14 protein-coding genes are annotated in these 17,414 nt (G+C 72.2%); 9 read left to right on the forward strand and 5 right to left on the reverse strand.

What is annotated here, in order from left to right; genetic code table 11:
- Nucleotides 1–162: 162 nt before the first annotated feature.
- The 3 genes from ACPU2J_RS01080 to ACPU2J_RS01090 all read right to left on the reverse strand — a co-directional run bounded on the left by ACPU2J_RS01080 (nucleotide 163) and on the right by ACPU2J_RS01090 (nucleotide 2,450).
- Nucleotides 163–525 carry a hypothetical protein gene (locus ACPU2J_RS01080; protein WP_361600393.1) on the reverse strand — a complete coding sequence of 121 codons (363 nt, stop codon included), beginning with the start codon at nucleotides 523–525 and terminating at the stop codon, nucleotides 163–165.
- 187 nt (nucleotides 526–712) lie between these two features.
- Entirely contained in the window at nucleotides 713–1,126 is a 414-nt protein-coding gene (locus ACPU2J_RS01085) for a hypothetical protein (protein ID WP_420082159.1), read from the reverse strand.
- Between the two features lie 1,168 nt (nucleotides 1,127–2,294).
- Nucleotides 2,295–2,450: a hypothetical protein gene (locus tag ACPU2J_RS01090; protein WP_423832481.1), complete on the reverse strand. Its 156-nt coding sequence runs from the start codon at nucleotides 2,448–2,450 to the stop codon at nucleotides 2,295–2,297.
- Between the two features lie 351 nt (nucleotides 2,451–2,801).
- On the opposite strand from ACPU2J_RS01090, the gene ACPU2J_RS01095 reads away from it, so the two are divergent.
- Nucleotides 2,802–4,766 (forward strand): acyl-CoA dehydrogenase, encoded by a 1,965-nt coding sequence (locus ACPU2J_RS01095; protein WP_423832482.1) that lies wholly within the window; start codon nucleotides 2,802–2,804, stop codon nucleotides 4,764–4,766.
- Between the two features lie 402 nt (nucleotides 4,767–5,168).
- Here ACPU2J_RS01095 and ACPU2J_RS01100 read toward each other — a convergent pair whose 3' ends face one another.
- The gene (locus tag ACPU2J_RS01100; RefSeq protein ID WP_423832483.1) at nucleotides 5,169–6,119 is read right to left on the reverse strand and encodes an NADAR family protein; all 951 of its coding nucleotides are present in this window, start codon (nucleotides 6,117–6,119) and stop codon (nucleotides 5,169–5,171) included.
- Nucleotides 6,120–6,297: 178 nt separating this feature from the next.
- Here ACPU2J_RS01100 and ACPU2J_RS01105 point away from each other — a divergent pair, with 178 nt between their 5' ends.
- From ACPU2J_RS01105 to ACPU2J_RS01130, 6 genes are all read left to right on the forward strand, one after another.
- Nucleotides 6,298–6,795, forward strand: coding sequence for a hypothetical protein (locus ACPU2J_RS01105; protein WP_423832484.1), 498 nt, complete (start codon nucleotides 6,298–6,300; stop codon nucleotides 6,793–6,795).
- Nucleotides 6,792–7,097, forward strand: coding sequence for a transcriptional regulator (locus ACPU2J_RS01110; protein WP_420082154.1), 306 nt, complete (start codon nucleotides 6,792–6,794; stop codon nucleotides 7,095–7,097). Before ACPU2J_RS01105 ends, ACPU2J_RS01110 begins: the two co-directional genes overlap by 4 nt.
- A gap of 644 nt (nucleotides 7,098–7,741) precedes the next feature.
- Nucleotides 7,742–8,683 (forward strand): RNA-binding protein, encoded by a 942-nt coding sequence (locus tag ACPU2J_RS01115; protein WP_423832485.1) that lies wholly within the window; start codon nucleotides 7,742–7,744, stop codon nucleotides 8,681–8,683.
- 391 nt (nucleotides 8,684–9,074) lie between these two features.
- Nucleotides 9,075–10,295, forward strand: a complete 1,221-nt coding sequence (locus tag ACPU2J_RS01120; protein WP_389072165.1) for a hypothetical protein — start codon at nucleotides 9,075–9,077, stop codon at nucleotides 10,293–10,295.
- A 164-nt stretch (nucleotides 10,296–10,459) separates the two neighbouring features.
- Nucleotides 10,460–12,601, forward strand: coding sequence for a tetratricopeptide repeat protein (locus tag ACPU2J_RS01125; protein WP_420082151.1), 2,142 nt, complete (start codon nucleotides 10,460–10,462; stop codon nucleotides 12,599–12,601).
- Between the two features lie 9 nt (nucleotides 12,602–12,610).
- Nucleotides 12,611–13,177, forward strand: coding sequence for a flavin reductase family protein (locus ACPU2J_RS01130; protein ID WP_423832486.1), 567 nt, complete (start codon nucleotides 12,611–12,613; stop codon nucleotides 13,175–13,177).
- Nucleotides 13,178–13,351: 174 nt separating this feature from the next.
- On the opposite strand, the gene ACPU2J_RS01135 is transcribed toward ACPU2J_RS01130, so the two are convergent.
- Entirely contained in the window at nucleotides 13,352–14,140 is a 789-nt protein-coding gene (locus ACPU2J_RS01135) for an AfsR/SARP family transcriptional regulator (RefSeq protein ID WP_420082149.1), read from the reverse strand.
- A 535-nt stretch (nucleotides 14,141–14,675) separates the two neighbouring features.
- Between ACPU2J_RS01135 and ACPU2J_RS01140 the strand changes: the two genes are divergently transcribed.
- Together ACPU2J_RS01140 and pip are read left to right on the forward strand one after the other, a co-directional pair.
- Entirely contained in the window at nucleotides 14,676–16,160 is a 1,485-nt protein-coding gene (locus ACPU2J_RS01140) for a M28 family peptidase (protein WP_420082148.1), read from the forward strand.
- 238 nt (nucleotides 16,161–16,398) lie between these two features.
- Nucleotides 16,399–17,361 carry a prolyl aminopeptidase gene (gene pip, locus ACPU2J_RS01145; RefSeq protein ID WP_423832487.1) on the forward strand — a complete coding sequence of 321 codons (963 nt, stop codon included), beginning with the start codon at nucleotides 16,399–16,401 and terminating at the stop codon, nucleotides 17,359–17,361.
- Nucleotides 17,362–17,414 lie beyond the last annotated feature (53 nt).

Consider the following 17,414-nt stretch of genomic DNA (forward strand, 5'->3'; position numbering starts at 1 on the left):
CAGAGAGACCCGGGATGCGCCGAGCCCGAGAAGGGCGACGGGAACGAACGGGCCACGAAAAGCGAGGCCGCGTCCGACGGCCGTCAATTCACCGAACGGCTCGCCCCGCCGCAGCACCGCGGCGTACCAACAGACCGCACGAGGCCCGGAAGGCCTCGGCCCTCAGCAGCGACGAACCTGCTCCACAGCCGGATCGGCAACCACCACGGTGACACCCGGCACCCCGGCCGGAACCCTGTCCGCACGGTCCGGTGAGGCCAACACAACCACGGTGGGGGAAGCGGGCGCAGCGGGCTCGGAGTCATCGGCGCCGGAGCCCCGGAGCCTCAGGGCGCGGGCGTTGTCCCGGTCGTCCGTGGGCACTTCCGGAGCGAGGCCGTGCCACCCGGAGGCGGTGGCCGAGACCGGACCGGCGGAGACTTCGACGGGCTGGACCGTCGGGGTCAGAAACCCGAGGGCAAAGACGGAAACGACCAGGAAAGCAGCAAGGGCAGCGCAGAGCGCGAAGGCATTCTTGCCGCGCATCGCTCACTCCCCACGCAATTGATCCCGCACGGCAAATGAAGATCTGCCTACGTTGAGCCGCTTCTGGAGAACTGCACTATAACAGTCCTGCATGAACTGCCGATCCGCCGATCTGCCGCCTGACCCGTCATTCACAGGACCTCATTGCCGGGGAGACGACACGGCCGGGCGGCAGGGCTCCCGACCGTCAGTCGACCGTCAGGACGAACACGATGAAGGCCAGGCCTCCCAGGACCGCGGCCACGACGAGGGCAACAGCGGCCGTGGCGGCACCGTAGACCAGCACCTTGAACCAGAAGTCCCGAAACCGACCGATGGCCGTGTCGGTGCGCCAGCCTGCCGGGATCTCGATGCGCCCTTCGGCGAACTCCGGCGTGGCCCTGGCCACGTCCCCGGGATGGAAGGAATAGGAGGTCGGGCCCGACCCCCACGTCCCCATGTTCCGCCCGCTCGTCGACCGGACGCGGACATCCGCCCGATACGCGGCGTCCGGCAGCCACGCCTCACGCACCGGCCAGAGCTTCGCGACCTTCCTGCTGCTCAGCCACTCCAGCGCCTCGTCCTCCGGCTCGGGTGCACCAGGATCTTGCGTACTCGGCACGCTCTTCCCCCCTCGACGCGGCAGACCTCCAGTACACACCCGCCGTCCGACCCACGGACAGACCACGGGCACAGCCGAAGCGTTGATGGGCCACGAGCCTGACCGCGCCAGGACACCCTGCACGAGGTGCCCTACCCGGCTGCCTTCCCGCCCTACGCCCTGCCGCACCACCCCCACAGGCGTGACGGCCCGAGACCACCGCGCCGCGCCGGGCCGTTCGCACTCCGTTCCGGCGTGGGTGGCGCCGGGCCCGGTGTGGTGGACGGCGCGGCCCTCTGGGGGCACAGCCAGTCGTGCGGCCGTCCCATCCGGCAGGCGGGGCGATGGTCTTCAACCTCCTGGTGACCGGTGCGGACCGAGGTGGCCCTCAACGGGCAGCCGCTGGAGGAGTCGTACGTCCTTGACGGCGACCACGCGGACCACCCGTGAGTAGTCGGTCTGCGATCGGCCGCGCCCACCGGAGGAGCGCGCTGCTGGCGGCGCCTGCTCGGCCTCGGCGTAGTGCCCCTGCGCCTGCGCCGCCGGGCGTTGACGGTTGCCGCACCGACCGCGGACGCGAGTGTCAGGGATCCGAGTACCGGCCGACACGGCTGAGAGACGTGGACCAGGCGTGCGCAGGCTCCTCGTCGGCGGATCCCGGGACGGGTGATGTGCAGGGCGGAAGGGCCGACGGCCCGTCAACCAAGGGCCGGCGTCTCGGCTCGGGCTCGGACTCTCGGCGACGGCCGCTCACCCCCGCTCTGAAAGCAGAAGGCACCACAGGCGGCGACACAGAGTTCCTGCTCCTGTGCGTACCTGCTGGACATCACCGGGATCCGAAGCAGTTCCAGGAAGTCGGGTTCCGGCTCACGAAGAACAGCGGGGGAAGTGGCAGTAGGCATGGGGATCTCCTGCGGACGGAGGGGGAAGGGGACCCCTCCATCTCACCGACCTTCCTTGTTCGTCCCGTCCTCCGAACGGACGAAGCAGCGGACGACCCTCGCGACGCCACGGGGTCGGACGCGGCCGAGGGCCGACCCGGCGCATGCGGGCGGCGAGCAGGAGCCCGGCGCCGGCGACGAGGGTGGTGCCCGCGCCACCCGCCATCAGGGTCGCGTGCGGCGCTCGCCTGCCCTCTCCGCGCCGGCACGGCTCCTCTGCGGGAACGCGGGAGGGTGGCCGCCGGGGGTCAGAGCATGCGGCGGAGCAGTCCGTCCCGGTCGCGGAACTGGTGCTTGAGCACCAGTCCGACGTACACGGCGAACGTGAGCGCGTAGAGCAGTACCTCCGTCCGGTGGGCCAGCCGACGCTCGCACCGCGTGAGGGTCGGCGCCCAGGAGCACATGGGCCGTCAGCAGGGAGTCCTCGCGGAAGGCGTCGTACCCGCCGCCACGGCCTCGGCCCCGGCCGGATCCGTCCCCGCGGCCCCCGGCCGCGGCCGTGCCCGGACGCCGAGGCGTCCAGCGCGTAGCCCAGCACGAACTGGGCGCCGAACGCGACGGCGACGGCCCAATGGAGGACCTTCGTGAGAGGGCGATAGCCGGCACTGCTGTCCATGCCCCCATCACAACCCACCGCGCCACCCGCCACGCTCCTGCCAGGCGCCCCTCCCCCACCTCACCGAGGAGGTCGCCCCTGCTCGCCGGCCTCTCCGTCACCCCTGGTTGATCCTTTCGCGACGGGGTAGCCAAGCCACATGGCCCTCGACAACACCTCCAGCCCCACCACGACCGGATACGTACAGCCCGACATCGATGTGCGGGCACTGTCCGCCGTGCTCGACGGCGAGTACGCGGAGATCCGCGGTCTCGTACGGACCAACCTGTCCACGTACGCCTCCGTACTCGAAGAAGCCGAGGAACTCGGACTCGACGCGTTCCGCGAGCGGGTGCGGGAGGTCGTGGTCGAGATGGCCGCGACCGGGCAGACCGGCATGGGGTTCCCGGCCTCCTACGGGGGTGGCGGCGACGTTGGTGCCTCGATCGCCGCGTTCGAGACGCTGGCCTTCGGCGATCTGTCGGTCCTGGTGAAGGTCGGCGTGCAGTTCGGGCTGTTCGGCGGCGCGATCCTGCACCTCGGCACCCGGCGTCACCACGACGCCCTGCTGCCCCGGCTGATCACGGGCGAGCTGATGGGCTGCTTCGCGATGACGGAGACGGGGCACGGCTCCAACGTGCAGGCACTCGGCACGGTCGCCCGGTACGACGCGGAACGCCAGGAGTTCGTCATCACCACACCCGGTGACGCGGCACGCAAGGACTACATCGGCAACGCGGCCCGGCACGCCGAGCTGGCGGTCGTCTTCGCGCAGCTGGAGGTGGCCGGGGAGTCCCACGGCGTGCACGCCTTCGTCGTGCCCGTCCGGGTCGGCGGCGAGCCCGCGCCCGGCGTCCGCATCGAGGACGACGGCCGCAAGATGGGGCTCAACGGCGTGGACAACGGCCGGATCCGGTTCGACGACGTGCGGGTGCCGCGCGAGGCGCTCCTCAATCGTTTTGCCGACGTCAGCCCGGAGGGCGTCTACGAGAGCTCGATCGACAACCCCCACCGGCGGTTCTTCACCATGCTCGGCACGCTGGTGCAGGGCCGGGTCAGCGTCGGGGGCGCCGGCATCGGCGTCGCCAAGGTCGCCCTGGCGGTCGCCACCAAGTACGCCGTGCGCCGGCGGCAGTTCTCGGCGGCCCCGGACGCCGAGGAGCAGGTGCTGCTCGACTACGGCCTGCACCAGCGCCGGTTGCTGCCGCTGATCGCCCGGACGTACGCCCTGCACTTCGCCCAGGACGTGGTCCGCTCACAGCTGCACGACGTCTTCTCGGGCGTCACGGACGACGCCGAGGAGCGGCGGCGCCTCGAGTCCCGCGCCGCGGGGCTTAAGGCGCTGGCGACCTGGCACGCCACGCGGGTCGTCCAGGAGTGCCGCGAGGCCTGCGGCGGCGCCGGATACCTCGCGGTCAACCGGTTCGCCGCGCTCAAGGCCGACAGCGACGTCTTCACCACCTTCGAGGGCGACAACCACGTCCTTCTGCAGCTCGTCGCCAAGGGGCTGCTCACCGATCAGGCGAGCGCTTTCGAGGACCTCGACCAGGCGGGCATGATCCGCTTCGTCACCGGCCTCGCCGTCGAGACGCTCCTGGAACGGACCTCCGTCCACAAGCTGCTCGAACGCGTACGCGATCTGTTGCCCGGCGGCGACGAATGGGACCGGGAGGCCGGACTGCTCGACTCCGACTACCAGCTCGCCATGGTCCGCTTCCGGGAGGAGCACATGCTGGCCGGCCTGGCCCGCCGGATCAAGAACGGAACCGACCAGAAGCGCGACCCGGGTGCGGTCTTCTCACAGGTGCAGGACCATGTCGTCGCGCTCGCCAGCGCCCACGTCGAGCGGCTGGTGACGGAGGCGTTCGTGGAGAAGGTGCGCGCGATGCCGGAGGGCGACGAGAAGGTCGCGCTGGCCTTGCTGTGCGACCTGTTCGCCCTGTCGACGATCGAGGCGGACCGGGCCTGGTTCATGGAGCACGGGCGGTTGACCGTGCAGCGCTCGAAGGCGATCAGCCGCGAGGTGAACGACCTGTGCCGCAAGGTCCGGCCGCTCGCGCTCGACCTGGTCGACGCCTGGGGCATCCCGCCCGAGATGCTGCGCGCGCCCGATCTCGTGGGCTGAGCCGGGCGGGCCCGCGCCCGCTCCGGCGGGCCGGCCTCCCGAGGGTCGGGCCGGGGGCGTCTTCGGATCGGTGGGCGCGCCGGGAACGAACCTACGGCCCGAGGATCTTGATCGAGCGGATCGGGGCCCCGCCGAGGGACATGCCGTAGCCCATCGGCGACGTCGGCGTCGGCGCCCGATGCTCCCGCGGGCAGCACGTTCAGCTTCGTCGGCAACCACTCCACGAGGCCGATCAACGTCTACGAGGAAACAGCTCGCTGACGGTGCAGGGGTGGTGGTCCACGGGGTCCTTGATGGTGACCCTCGGGGCAGTGTTCGGCCGCTCGCTCGCGCAGGCGCCGTCGGCCCGGGTGCCCGGTCCGTGGCTCCGGATGGCGGGCGGACGATTCCCCCCTGGCCCGTTCACACGTCGAAGATCCCTGCCCCCCGCATGCGCAGTTCGGAGCGCACGAGGTCGAGCAGGCGTCCCGACCAGTTGCGGCCCTGGCCGCTGTTGTCACCCCAGAAGGCCGAGTTCACGTCGTCGTAGATCACGGTGGCGTCGTCCGTCGCCAGCAGGACCTCGGCCAGCTCGGGGTGCTGGTCGTACTTGGCGCGCAGCAGGTGCGTCATGACGGCGGTCCGGACGTGCTCCCAGTCCTCGCGACGAGGCAGCCCGGCCGCGAGCGTGCGCGCGGCGGGGGCGTTCTCCGCCGCCGCGATCGTGTGCCGGGACTCGGGCTCGGCGACCGACAGGGACCAGTACGCGTGGGCGACGGAGGGGTATGCGGTGTCCGCGACCGTGATCGGGGCAGGGTAGTCGTGCCGCAGGCCGAGCTTTCCGGGATCGGCGACCCGCTTGCCCGGATACGAGTGGTTCAGCTGGATCGCCGGTGCGTGCGGTGTCACCGGTCCGTCCGCAGGGACGTGGTTGGCCCTCTGGGTGTTCCAGCGGGCTCGCTCCTCGAAGTACGCGAGTGCGCCGTCGTACTTCTCCTGTGTGACCGTTCCGTCGAACTCGAGGTACGTCCGGCCGCCGGGCCCTGCCACGAGCACGCGGAGCGGCCAGTCCTTGCGGTCCATGTCCCCCAGCGCGAAGCGGCGCGGCGGCTCCGGGACGGCAAGGAACGCGGCACGGGCCGCTTCCCGGTTCTCCTCGGTCCGGTCGGCCAGGAAGACGTCCACGGCGGCGAGGCAGCGATCGGTCGAGTCGGGCCGCCCGTTCAGCTCGTCGATGGTGTCGCGGACTTCGGCGACCAGCAGCTCGGGCGTGATCCAGCTCTCCGGCTCCCCGAACTTCCAGTCCGCCAGCTCCGCGGCAGCTCGCGACAACTCCGGGTCCGGGTCCAGGTCCGGGTCCGGGTCCGGGTACAAACCACCGTCCCGCACTGGAGCTGTACGCCGATGCGGCCGGGTTCTCGTCGCCGAGGTGGCGCCGGCCGACCATCCCGACGTGGCGCGGCGGACCGCGGGCCGCGGACCGGTGGAGAATCTTTCCAGGACGGAAAGTTTCGACTTGCCGCATCGGAAACACGGCACTAGTCTTTCCGTCATGGAAACCAACGAGGACGCCCTTCGCCCGACCGCGCAACAGGCACGCGCCGCGCTGGCCGAGACCGAGCAGGTCCGGGCATCCGTCACCGCCCTGTCCGCGACACCCTGGCCGCGCTGGTTCGCCATCACTCTCACGCTGTACATCGCCGCCCTACCGCCGGTCTACGGGGGCACGCTGGCGAGTCCCCGTTGGCTGCTTCCCAACCTCGCCTGGGGCGTCATCATGGTGCTGATGACCGCGGCGTACATGGTGCTGTTCACGGTCGCGGGCATGAACTGGCGCAAGAAGACCGGCGTGGCGCTGCGCTTCGACGTGCTGCCCAAGCGCGCCACCGTTCCGCTCGGAATCGGGCTGCCCGCGCTGCTGGTGGGCTCGGCTCTCGCCTTCCGCGCCAGCCGGGAGCCGCTGTGGCTGCTCGCCGCCTCCGCCATCGGCGCCGCGGTGTCGATCGCCTTCCACCTCGCCTTCGTGCGCATGCACCGGAAAACCTCGTGAGCGGCGCCGACACCGACCCCATGGACGGTTTCGACGCCACCATCCACGCGCCCAACCGGCTTCGTATCTGCGCGTTGCTCGACACGGCCGGCGAGGCCGAGTTCGCCGTGGTCCAGCGGCAGCTCGACGTCTCCGCCTCCGTGCTGAGCAAGCACGTCACCGTGCTGATGGACGCCGGCTACGTCGAGCAGCGCAAGGCCGTGCGCAACACCCGGCAACGCGTCTGGCTACGCCTGACCCGGCACGGGCACGAGGCATACCAGGCACACCTCGCCGCCCTGCGCGCCATCGTCGGTCCGTAGCGAAGTGTCGGGTCCGGTCACGTCGTATCCCACGTGGACACCGGCTGCCATGGCGAGACGCCACTAGCCCGACGGGACGGCACACAGGGCGATCGCGTGGGCCGCGCGCCGAGCCCAGACCCGTGCAGGAGGCGGAAGCAGAGAGGTCGCTGTCGTCATGCCCCGCATCCTGGCCCCGGGGACGGCCGCCGCGCTTCATCCGCTGCGGCGGACCCTGTCCGCCCCGGGGAGGAGACATCGCGGCCGCCGAGGGCTACCTGAGGAGGGCCCCACTGCCGTTGCCCGCCCGGCTCCGCCACAGCTTGCCCCGCCTCACGACGGCTGCGTTGTCAGTGGCTCGGCATACGCTGCGGTGCGATGGGTCGGACGGAGATCGTAAGGGACTCGCGACCATGGGGGGTGGGTGAGAAGGTCCCCGGCATACCGCCCGGCACCCGAGTCAGCGTCCGTGGCCCCACCCCCCACCTCCGCCCTGGATCGCCCGGGGAGGTCAAGTGGTCGGTGTGCTCACGTGCTCGAAGCAGCCCCGAGCAGCCCCGTCGACCGGATCTGTCGGGTGTGCCACGGAATGGGGGTGGGGAACAGCGCCCTCAGCCGGAGACCTACGCTGACGCCACCTTCCACCATCTCCAGGAGTAGCCGGCGTGCCACCTGCCTTCGTTCACCGCATCACGAAGTACGACCCCACCGACCGTGACGCATACGGCACGTACCAGGGTGTGGAGGAGGCGGTCAGCGACCACGGGCCGGTTGAGGCCGCCTACCTGGAAGCGGTTTCCGCGTTCGCGCAGGCTGCGGGCATCGACCGGCTGGAGATCCGTGAGCCCTCCGTCACCGGGTTCGTCCACTTCGGCGCCCAGCCGGCGGTCGAGGAGCACGGGCTCGGCGGGCTCTTCCCGGCTGACCTCTCCGGATACCACGACGGGGCCCAGGTCTCCCTGGCGGCGGCCCTGGAGCTGGTCCGCGTCATGCTTCGCGAGCAGGGCGCCTGGTGCCGACTGGAGGAGCGAGACGCCTTCACCGTGCATGTCGGATGGGACCAGTACGTGTACGTGGGCAGTGACCGGCCCTGCACGGACGCCGTGGCCCGTACGCGGGAACTCGGCCTCTTCGCGGAACCGGTGGAGGCTTCCCCTTACGCTGCGGAACCAGAGGTGAAGGACGCCGCCGACGAAGCCTTCTGGACGTCGGTGCGCACCGAGCTGGCAACGCGACAGGGCTTGCTCCTGGAAGAGACTCCCGTCGTCAACGCCTCACGCTGGCACCGTCTCACTGAGGAGAACCTCGATGCGGTGCGCGCTGGTCTTCGCCCGCGCGCCGTGCTGACCGTCTGGCCCGACCTTCGACCCGATGTCGATGCTGTCCTGAACGCACTGCCGTCCGAGTGGCACATCGAGTTCGTCTGGGAATCGAAGGACGGAACGATCAGAGAAGTGACGGTCGATGAGACCCGGTACCGGGAGCTTGCTGCCCTGGCGGCCCATGCGCGGGCGGCGCGCGCCCTGTCCCTCTACGCCGATGGACGCAATCCACTGCTCCACGCCGTGCTACCCGACAGCGACGGTGTGCTGCGCGCACGATGGTGACCTCGGCAGTTGACGGCCTGGGTCGGGGTCCGGTCGCCGCGGCGTCCCCTGCGCGCCCCGTGCGGCGTTTGGCGGAGATTTGGGGAAACGATGGCGGCCCTCGCCAGGATGGACGCGTCCGCATCACCCACCTATGTGAAGGAGATTCCCATGAAGAAGATCCAGGTCCGCAAGGCCGGTCCGGTCCGTCTGACCTCCTCGGCGTGCGACGTCTACACCAACCCCAGCTGATCCGAGGTCAGTTGAGCCCCGGCATCTGAGCGGCCGGGGCCCGGCGCCGTCGTGCCCCGGACCACCCGAGGCGACTCGGTCCCGTCCGCCGGCACGACGGCGTCTCCCGGGCGGCGGGCCCCGCCCGCAGCCGGTCCGGACCGCATGCCGAGGAGGCCCCATGCCGGAGCACGGCATCCGCAGCGAGGCGGACACGCCCCTGCCGTTCCACCCGCTGGTCTACCTGGAGGACGGCGAAGAGGTCACCATCGGGCGGCCCGACACGGACTCCTACGGGATCTTCCCGGTCGACGGCGCCCAGCTCGTGCGCCGCCTCGAGGCCGGCGCCACCCCGTCGCAGGCCGCCGACTGGTACGCCGCCGAGTACGGCGAACAGGTCGACGTCGAGGACATCATCGGCGCCCTGCGCGAACTCGGCTTCGTCCGCGAGGAGGGCGAGGAGCCCGCGCAGACGGGCCCGGTGCGCTGGCAGCGGCTCGGCCGCGCCCTGTTCTCCCCGCCCGCCTGGATCTGCTACGGGCTGATCACCGCCTGGGCGCTCTGGCGCGTGATCCGCTCACCGGACCTGGTACCGACCGCGCAGGACATGCTGTTCAGCGAGTACTACGCCGTCATCAGCCTGGTCATGCTGGTCGCCGCGATACCCCTGATCGCCGTCCACGAGGCCTTCCACGCCCTGGCCGCCCGGCGTCTGGGCATCGGCTCCAAGACCAGGCTGTCGCACCGCTTCTACTTCCTCGTGGTCGAAACTGCCCTGGACGGGCTCGTCGCCGTGGAACGCCGCAAGCGCTACCTGCCGATCGTCGCCGGGATGGTCGTCGACGTCGTCCTCGTCTCCCTCCTCATCACCGTCGCCGACGCCGCCCGCGGCCCCGGCGGTGCCGAGACCACCGCCAGCCGCGTCTGCCTCGCGGTGGCCTTCGCCGCCGTGCTGCGGGTGCTGTGGCAGTTCTTCCTCTACCTGCGCACCGACGTGTACGTGCTGATCACCACCATGCTCGGCTGCGTGGACCTGCACACCACGTCCGTACGCCTGTTGCGCAACCGCTTCCTGCGGCTGCGCGGGCGCACCGAGGGGCTGGCGGACGAGTCCCTGTGGCACCCCGTCGACCGCCGGGCCGCCCGCTGGTACTCCTGGCTGATCGTGGCCGGCTACACCTTCAGCCTCAGCACCTTCCTGCTGGCCCTCGCCCCCGTCTTCGTGGAGATGGTCTCCGGGGCCGTCAGCCGCTTCGGCGGCGAGGGCGCCGGCTGGGTCGAGCTGCTGGACTCCTCGGCCTTCCTCGTCATGGCCTTCTGGCAGACCGCCCTCACGATCTGGATCGCCGCCCGGGAGCGCCTGCGCGCCCGCGCCTCCCGCACCCGCCACGTCATCGGCTGACGGAGGCCCCCCGTCGGCTCGGCCCCCACCGCGACGAGTCGCGCCCGCCCGGGCGTGCGCCTCGCGTCGGTGGCGGGCGAACCGGCTCCCCCGCTCCCGCACCGCGGGAGCCAGCTCCGTATCCGCCCCGGCCCGAAGGCCGCGGTATCCACGAAGGAGTCCTGATGACCGGCCACTACTGGATCGCGGCGCCCCTGCGCCGCGAACGCGACCGTCTGCGGGCCGGACTCGGCCTGCCCGCCCCCCTGACCGTGGTCGACGCGCACCGGCGGCTGCGCGGCCCCTACTCCGCGGCGGGCGCCCTGCTGCGCCAGGTCGCCCCCGAGGCGCTGCGCCGCATGCCCGAACTGGCCGCCCGCCACTACATCGAGCTCCAGGAGAGCACCCCGGAACTGGCGCCCCTCGTACCGCAGAGGACCCGTGCCCTGGAGAAGATCGCCAACGCCCCCGGCGAGGCCAGCCGCTACCCGGCCCGGCTGCACTCGCTGCGCGTCTCGCACGGGATCGTGGACTTCCTGCTCGCGGCCCTCCCCGGATCCGGGGACGGCCCGCGCACCCTCGTCGTGGAGAACGTGCAGCACGCGGACGTCACCGACCACGAGTTCCTCGCCGCCGCCCTGCGCCGGATCCCCGCCGAGCTCCTCACCCTGGTCGTCGCCACCGACACCGCGGAGCTCGAGGATCCGCCGGGCATGGTCTCCGTGTCCCTGCCCGCGGAACTCGCCGTACGCACCACCCGCGTCCACCACCCCGGCGCCCCCGCGGGCGCCGAGCCCGACGGTCCGGCCCCCGACGGCGCCGCGTCCGGCAGCCTGGCCGAGGCCGCCGCCCGGTACGTGGCCGGCGACTGCATCAGCGACGAGCCCGCACTGCGCGCCGCGTACGAGGCCCTCACCGGCCCCGAGCGCGCCGCCCTGCACGACCGCCGGGCCGAGGAGGTCGCCGCCCGCGCCGAGGAGGAGCCCTCGCTCCGGCTGGGCACCCTTCCCTACCACCTGCTGCGGGGCAGCGACGGCGACGGCGCCGGACTCGACGCCCTGCGCTGGGCCCAGCTCCGCTGCAAGTACCTGGGCCTGTACCACGCGGCGGCCGAGATGGGTGAGGAAGGTCGCCACCGTACGGGCCCCGACGTCCGGCCCGACCTGTGGTGGCCCTTCACCCGCGAGACGGGCGTGTGCCTGGCCGCCGCCGGACGGCCGGAGGAGTCCGCCGCCGTCCAGGAGGAGGCGCGCTCGCAGACCACCATGCCCAAGCACCACATGAGCCTCGCCTACGAGACGGGCATGCTGTACGCCCGCCATTTCCCGCCGGAGCTGCGCGACGAGCGCAGGGCCCGCGCGTACGTCAACCAGGCCATCGCGATCTCGGACCTGCTGCCGGACCTGAAGGAACGCGCCTTCTTCTCCGTGTTCAACCGCAACGGCCTCGCCCTGGTCGAGGTCCGCGCCGGCCGTCCCGACGAGGCCCTGCGGCTGCTGGACGAGGGCATCGAGCGGCTCGACCGGGAGCTCGGCATCGGCGAGCGGACCTGGCACCGCGTCGGCCTGCGCTACAACCGCGCCCAGGTCAACGGCATGAGCGGCCGGCTGGAGGACGCCCTCGAGGACTACGCGTCCATCATGGACCTGGACCACGACTTCGCCGACCACTACTTCAACCGCGGGAGCATGCTGCGCCGGCTCGGCCGCATCGAGGAGGCCATCGCCGACTACGAGCGGGCCATCACCCTGGAATCGCCCTTCCCGGAGGTGCACTACAACCGCGGCGAGGCCCGGCGCGAACTCGGCGACCTCGACGGCGCGCTGGCCGACTTCGACCGGGCCCTCGAACTGGAGCCGGGCAACCTGGAGGCCCTCCTCGCCCGCGCGGGCCTGCTGGCCGACCAGGGCGAGGCCAAGGCGGCCCTGGCCGATGTCGAGGCCGGGCTGCTGGTCGACGCCGAGCACCCCCATCTACTGTGCCTCCAGGGCCGGTTGTGGGGGGAGGAGGGCCGTACGGCCGAGGCCCGCGACTCCCTGGACGCGGCCCTGCGGCATGATCCGGAGCTGGCCGAGGCCTGGGCGATCAAGGGCGAACTCGCCTACGTGGAAGGCGACCTGGCGGCCGCGCTGGCCGACTTCGACCGGGCGGTGCAGCTGGAGGCCAGGCCCGAGTTCCGGTTCAACCGGGGGGTCGTCCACGAGGCGGCGGGCAGCCTGGCCCAGGCGGTGGCCGACTTCGACGCGGTCCTCGCCGTCACCGACGACGAGGAGGCCCGCAGCCGCCGGGACACCTGCCTGCGCGCGGCCGAGCGGGCGCACCCGTAGGGGCCGGGGATGGACCTCCGTCAGCAGGAGAAGCGGCAGGAGAGGCGGGAGCGCGGGCGGGAGGAGCAGCCGGAGCACGGGACCGGCGGGGGCGGGGTCGTGTCGGGAGCCGCGTTCACCGAGGCCATGTCCCGGCTGGTCTCGGGGGTGGCCGTGGTCTCCGCCCGGCGGGGCGACGGCCGGCCCTCGGGGCTGCTCGTCTCCTCCGTCTGCTCGTACAGCGCGGACCCACCGTCGGTGCTCGTCGCGCTGGCGCGCACCTCCCGGACCTGCCGGGAGATCACGACGGGGCCGGACGTGCACTTCGGCGTCCACCTGCTGGCCCGCAGCCACGCGGCGCTGGCGCGGACCTTCGCGGGCAGCTCCGGGGACAAGTTCGCGGACGTGCTGTGGGACTGGGACGGGACGGTGCCGCGGCTGGCGGGCGTCCCGGTGTACGCGAAGTGCCGTACGGGGGCGGTGCTCCCGCACGGCGACCACGTGATCGTGGTGGGCGAGGTGGTCGGCTGCGCGGTGGCGGAGGACGACCCCCTCGTGTACTTCCGGCGGCGACTCGACTGGAGCCTCGGGGGCTGAGCGGGGCAGGCGGGTCAGGCGAGGCGGCAGGGTGAGTACGCCGGTACGCGGAGCGCGCGTACCGGCGTACCGCTGTCTGCGCGAGCCGGTGTACGGCCGGGTGCGCGTACGGTGACCACCCACAGCCACAGCCGTACGCGCCCGTGGCCCGGCGGATGCGCAGCCGTGCGGCCCTCAGCCACCGAGCGCCGCGGGGTGGAGCGTGCCCTCCGGGCGGCAGCCGTCGTGTCGGGTGTCGTCGGGCCGGGCCCCGCTGAGCAGGGCCTGCTGGGCCGCTCGCAGGCCCGGTCCCGGTTCGATTCCGGTGTCCTCCACCACGGCGCGCCGGGCCCGGGTGTAGGCGTGCAGGGCCTCGGCGCGGCGGCCCGCGGCGGCCAGGGCGAGCATCAGCTGTTCGTGGAAGTCCTCGCGCAGCGGGTGGCGCGCGCACAGCTCCTCCAGCTCACCGACCACCTCGCGGGCCCTGCCGGTGCAGATGTCGACGCCGATCCGGTCGTGGACGAGGGCGAGCCGCTCCTCTTCGAGCCGGACGGTGTAGTGCGCGGGCAGGCAGGCCGGTCCGAGGTCCCCGAAGGGGGTGCCCCGCCAGAGGGCCAGGGCCCGATGAAACGATTCTGCTGCGGCGGTGCAGTGGCCCGCGGCCCGCAGTTCCCGGCCGCGTGCGGCCAGCGTGCGGAACCGGTCGAGGTCCAGCTCCCCCGGCTGTACGCGCAGCAGGTAGCCGTTGCCGGAGGTGAGCAGCAGCGGGTGTCTGCGGGGGTCGCCGCCCCCGCGGCTGTGCTCGGGGGCGAGTACGCGCCGCAGCCCGGACACGTACATCTGCACGGTCGCCACGGCCGAGCGCGGCGGCCGGTCGTCCCACAGCTCGCCGATCAGGGAGCAGGTCGGGAAGCGGCGGTTGGCGTGCAACAGCAGCAGGGTGAGCAGGGCGCGCCGCTTCAGTGAGGTGGGCGTGCACGGCACCCCGCCCCGGTGGACCTCCAGGGGCCCCAGGATCCGGTACGTCGGCCCGTCGGCCGGCCCGCCCCCGCCGGCCGGGTCGAGGGCGGGCCCGGGACAACCGGGTAAGTCGGGGTCCGCCGGAGGACCGTGGACGGGATCTGCCGAGGATCTTTCGGTTCTGGCCAGCACTGGTCTGCCACCCCCGCGCTACCGGCGCCCTCGGGCGCACTGTCCTGTCGGCACGCGGTGGGGCTCACCGGCGCTCACGACAATGGATACGGGATGACGCGAGAGGGTGTCAGGGGCGCGAACCAGCCAATTCCCAGAAAACTCAGACAAGTTGTGAACCGGGAGCCGTCCTCGGCCGTGTGCCCCGCGCATCTCGGCCAATAATCGGGGCGCCCGGCCCGGCTCGGATCGTCTCCTTGGCAGGGGCCCGCCGCAGGGTTAGCGTGCCTCGATCTCCTCCCGACACGCACGTTCTTCCCGATCGTCGACCGCCGACCACGGCCCTGCCGACCGGTCCGTTCGACCTGCCGTGAGAGGGCACCCAGCCATGTCCGCACGTCGTACCGCCGCGGCGACCGCCATCCTGGCCGCCGCCGCACTCGTCTCCCCGCTGCTCCTCGCCGGCCCCGCCGCCGCGGGCGCCGAAGCCCCGGGCCGGGCGGCCTCCGACCGCGGCGCGGCCCTGGCGGCGCAACTCGTCCGGGAGTCCACGGCGAAGGACGCCCTCCGGCACCTGCGGGCGTTCCAGTCGGCCGCGGACTACAACGGCGGTGACAGGGTCGCGAGTTCGAAGGGCCACGAGGCCTCGGCCGCGTACGTGGAGGGGGCGCTGCGCAACGCCGGCTACCGGACCTCCCGCCAGGAGTTCGACTTCGTCTACACCGAGGACCTCGCCGAGTCCCTCACCGTCGACTCGCCCACCCCGCGCGAGGTAACCGTCCAGCTGATGGCGTTCACCGCCCGCAGCCCCGAGGGCGGGGTCACCGGGGAGCTGGCCGTGGTCCCCGTCGACGCCGACAACACCCACGGCTGCGAGCCGGGCGACTTCGCGGCGGGCGCGTTCACCGGCAGGATCGCCCTGGTCAAGCGCGGCGGCTGCTCCTTCGCCGTCAAGCAGGGCAATGCCCACGCGGCGGGCGCGCTCGGTGCGATCGTCTACAACAACACCTCCGGCAAGATCAACGGGACCATCGGGGACTCCTCCCTCGCCCGCATCCCCACCGGCGGGATCAGCCAGGAGGACGGCGCGGCACTGACGGCGGAGGCCGCCGCGGGGCCGGTGACGGTCACCCTCGACATCCACGAACTGCGCGAGAACCGCCGGAGCTTCAACGTGGTCGCGGAGACCCGCGGCGGGGACGCCGCCCACACCGTCCTCCTCGGCTCCTACCTCGACTCGCAGCACGGCACCCCCGGCATCAACGGCAACGGCTCCGGCTCGGCCGGGCTCCTCCAGGTCGCGCTGAAGCTCGCCAAGTCCCAGGACAAGGTGGGCAACAAGGTGCGGTTCGCCTGGTGGTCGGCACAGGAGTTCGGCGTCGCGGGCTCGCAGGCGTACCTCTCCGCCCTGACGCCGGAGCAGCGCGCGCGGATCCGGCTCTACCTGAACTTCGAGACGATCGCCTCGCCGAACGGCGCGTTCTTCGTCAGCGACGGGGACGACTCCGACCGCGTCGGCACGGGCCCCGGCCCCGAGGGCAGCGCTCAGATCGAGAAGGGCATCACCGACTTCCTCGACGCGAAGGGCGTCGCGCACGAGGGCACCGACTTCATCAGCCTGTCGGACTACGCGCCCTTCCTCGCGGCGGGCATCCCCTCGGGAGGCACCTTCACCGGCTCCGACGGCCTCAAGACGGAGGCCCAGGCGGCCAGGTTCGGGGGCCGGGCGGGCATCGCGTACGACGTGAACCACCACCAGCCGGGCGACGACCTCGCCAACATCGACATGCGTTCCTTCGACGTCAACATCGACGTCATCGCCGACGCGGCCGGCCGCTACGCGCACGACCTCGGGGCCCTCGGCGGCAACTGACCGCCCGACCGTGGGCCCTGCCGTGCCCTGCGGTGCCGTGCCGCACGGCAGGGCCCAGGAGGGTGCCGGCCAGGCGGCAGCCGGGGGCGGTCCGCTCGAATCTGCGGCCGCTCCCCCGGTCTGACCGACGCATGCCCCCGACAGGTGGGTGCCGGGCTCTCCGACGGCGTCACCTCGGTCGTGTTGTGTACTGCAAGACCTTGTTCACGTTGCATCCGGGCGCCAGGAGGTCTCGAGAATGGGCGAGCTGTACCCGCCGGTCGAACCGTACGAGAGCGGGATGCTCGACGTCGGCGACGGCAACCTCGTGTACTGGGAGGCCTGCGGCAACCCGGCCGGCAAGCCGGCGCTCGTCGTCCACGGCGGACCGGGATCAGGATGCGGGACCGGTGCGCGCCAGTACTTCGACCCGGACCGCTACCGGGTCGTCCTGTTCGACCAGCGCGGCTGTGGCCGCAGCACTCCCCACGCAAGCGAACCCACGACCGACATGCGCCACAACACCACCGGGCACCTGATCGGCGACATGGAGCGACTCCGCCGCCACCTGGGCATCGACCGCTGGCTGCTCTACGGGGGCTCCTGGGGATCCACGCTGATCCTCGCCTACGCCGAGACCCACCCCGAGCGGGTGTCGGAAATCGTCATCGCAGCCGTCACCACCACCCGGCGCTCCGAGATCGACTGGCTCTACCGAGGTGCGGGCCGGTTCTTCCCCGAGCAGTGGGAACGTTTCCTCGAAGGAGCACACGGCACACCGCGGGACGGCGACATCGTCGCGGCCTATGCCCAGCTGATGGAACACCCGGACCCCGCGGTGCGGGAGAAGGCGACAGCCGACTGGTGCGCCTGGGAGGACGCGGTCCTGTCCGGCGAAACGAACGGCACGTCCCACCCGTACGGCGACCGCCCGCCGGCCGCGCAACTGGCCCTGGTCCGCATCTGCTCGCGCCACTTCGCCCATGGCGCCTGGCTGGAGGAAGGGGCGCTCCTGCGCGATGCGCACCGCCTCGCCGGCGTCCCCGGCGTACTGGTCCACGGCAGGCTCGACCTGGCCGGCCCGCTCGACACCGCATGGGAACTCGCCCGCGCCTGGCCCGACGCCCGGCTGACCGTCGTCGGCACCGCAGGCCACCTCGGCAGCGACACGACACGCGCCCACGTGCTCGAGGCCCTCGACCGTTTCGCTCGCGCGACATGAGGCCACAAGTGAAGCCGTGCTCACGGGCTTCTCGTCCATCAGGACGTGGACGT

The organism is Streptomyces manipurensis (assembly GCF_049570255.1).
GTDB classification, from domain to species: domain Bacteria; phylum Actinomycetota; class Actinomycetes; order Streptomycetales; family Streptomycetaceae; genus Streptomyces; species Streptomyces manipurensis.

Excerpts from the sequence above, each read along its gene's own strand:
- pip (WP_423832487.1), top strand. The coding sequence starts at position 16,399 with ATGGGCGAGCTGTACCCGCCGGTCGAACCGTACGAGAGCGGGATGCTC.
- ACPU2J_RS01105 (WP_423832484.1), top strand. The coding sequence starts at position 6,298 with ATGGAAACCAACGAGGACGCCCTTCGCCCGACCGCGCAACAGGCACGC.
- ACPU2J_RS01140 (WP_420082148.1), top strand. The coding sequence starts at position 14,676 with ATGTCCGCACGTCGTACCGCCGCGGCGACCGCCATCCTGGCCGCCGCC.
- ACPU2J_RS01125 (WP_420082151.1), top strand. The coding sequence starts at position 10,460 with ATGACCGGCCACTACTGGATCGCGGCGCCCCTGCGCCGCGAACGCGAC.
- ACPU2J_RS01120 (WP_389072165.1), top strand. The coding sequence starts at position 9,075 with ATGCCGGAGCACGGCATCCGCAGCGAGGCGGACACGCCCCTGCCGTTC.
- ACPU2J_RS01095 (WP_423832482.1), top strand. The coding sequence starts at position 2,802 with ATGGCCCTCGACAACACCTCCAGCCCCACCACGACCGGATACGTACAG.
- ACPU2J_RS01080 (WP_361600393.1), bottom strand. The coding sequence starts at position 525 with ATGCGCGGCAAGAATGCCTTCGCGCTCTGCGCTGCCCTTGCTGCTTTC.
- ACPU2J_RS01090 (WP_423832481.1), bottom strand. The coding sequence starts at position 2,450 with ATGTGCTCCTGGGCGCCGACCCTCACGCGGTGCGAGCGTCGGCTGGCC.
- ACPU2J_RS01130 (WP_423832486.1), top strand. The coding sequence starts at position 12,611 with ATGGACCTCCGTCAGCAGGAGAAGCGGCAGGAGAGGCGGGAGCGCGGG.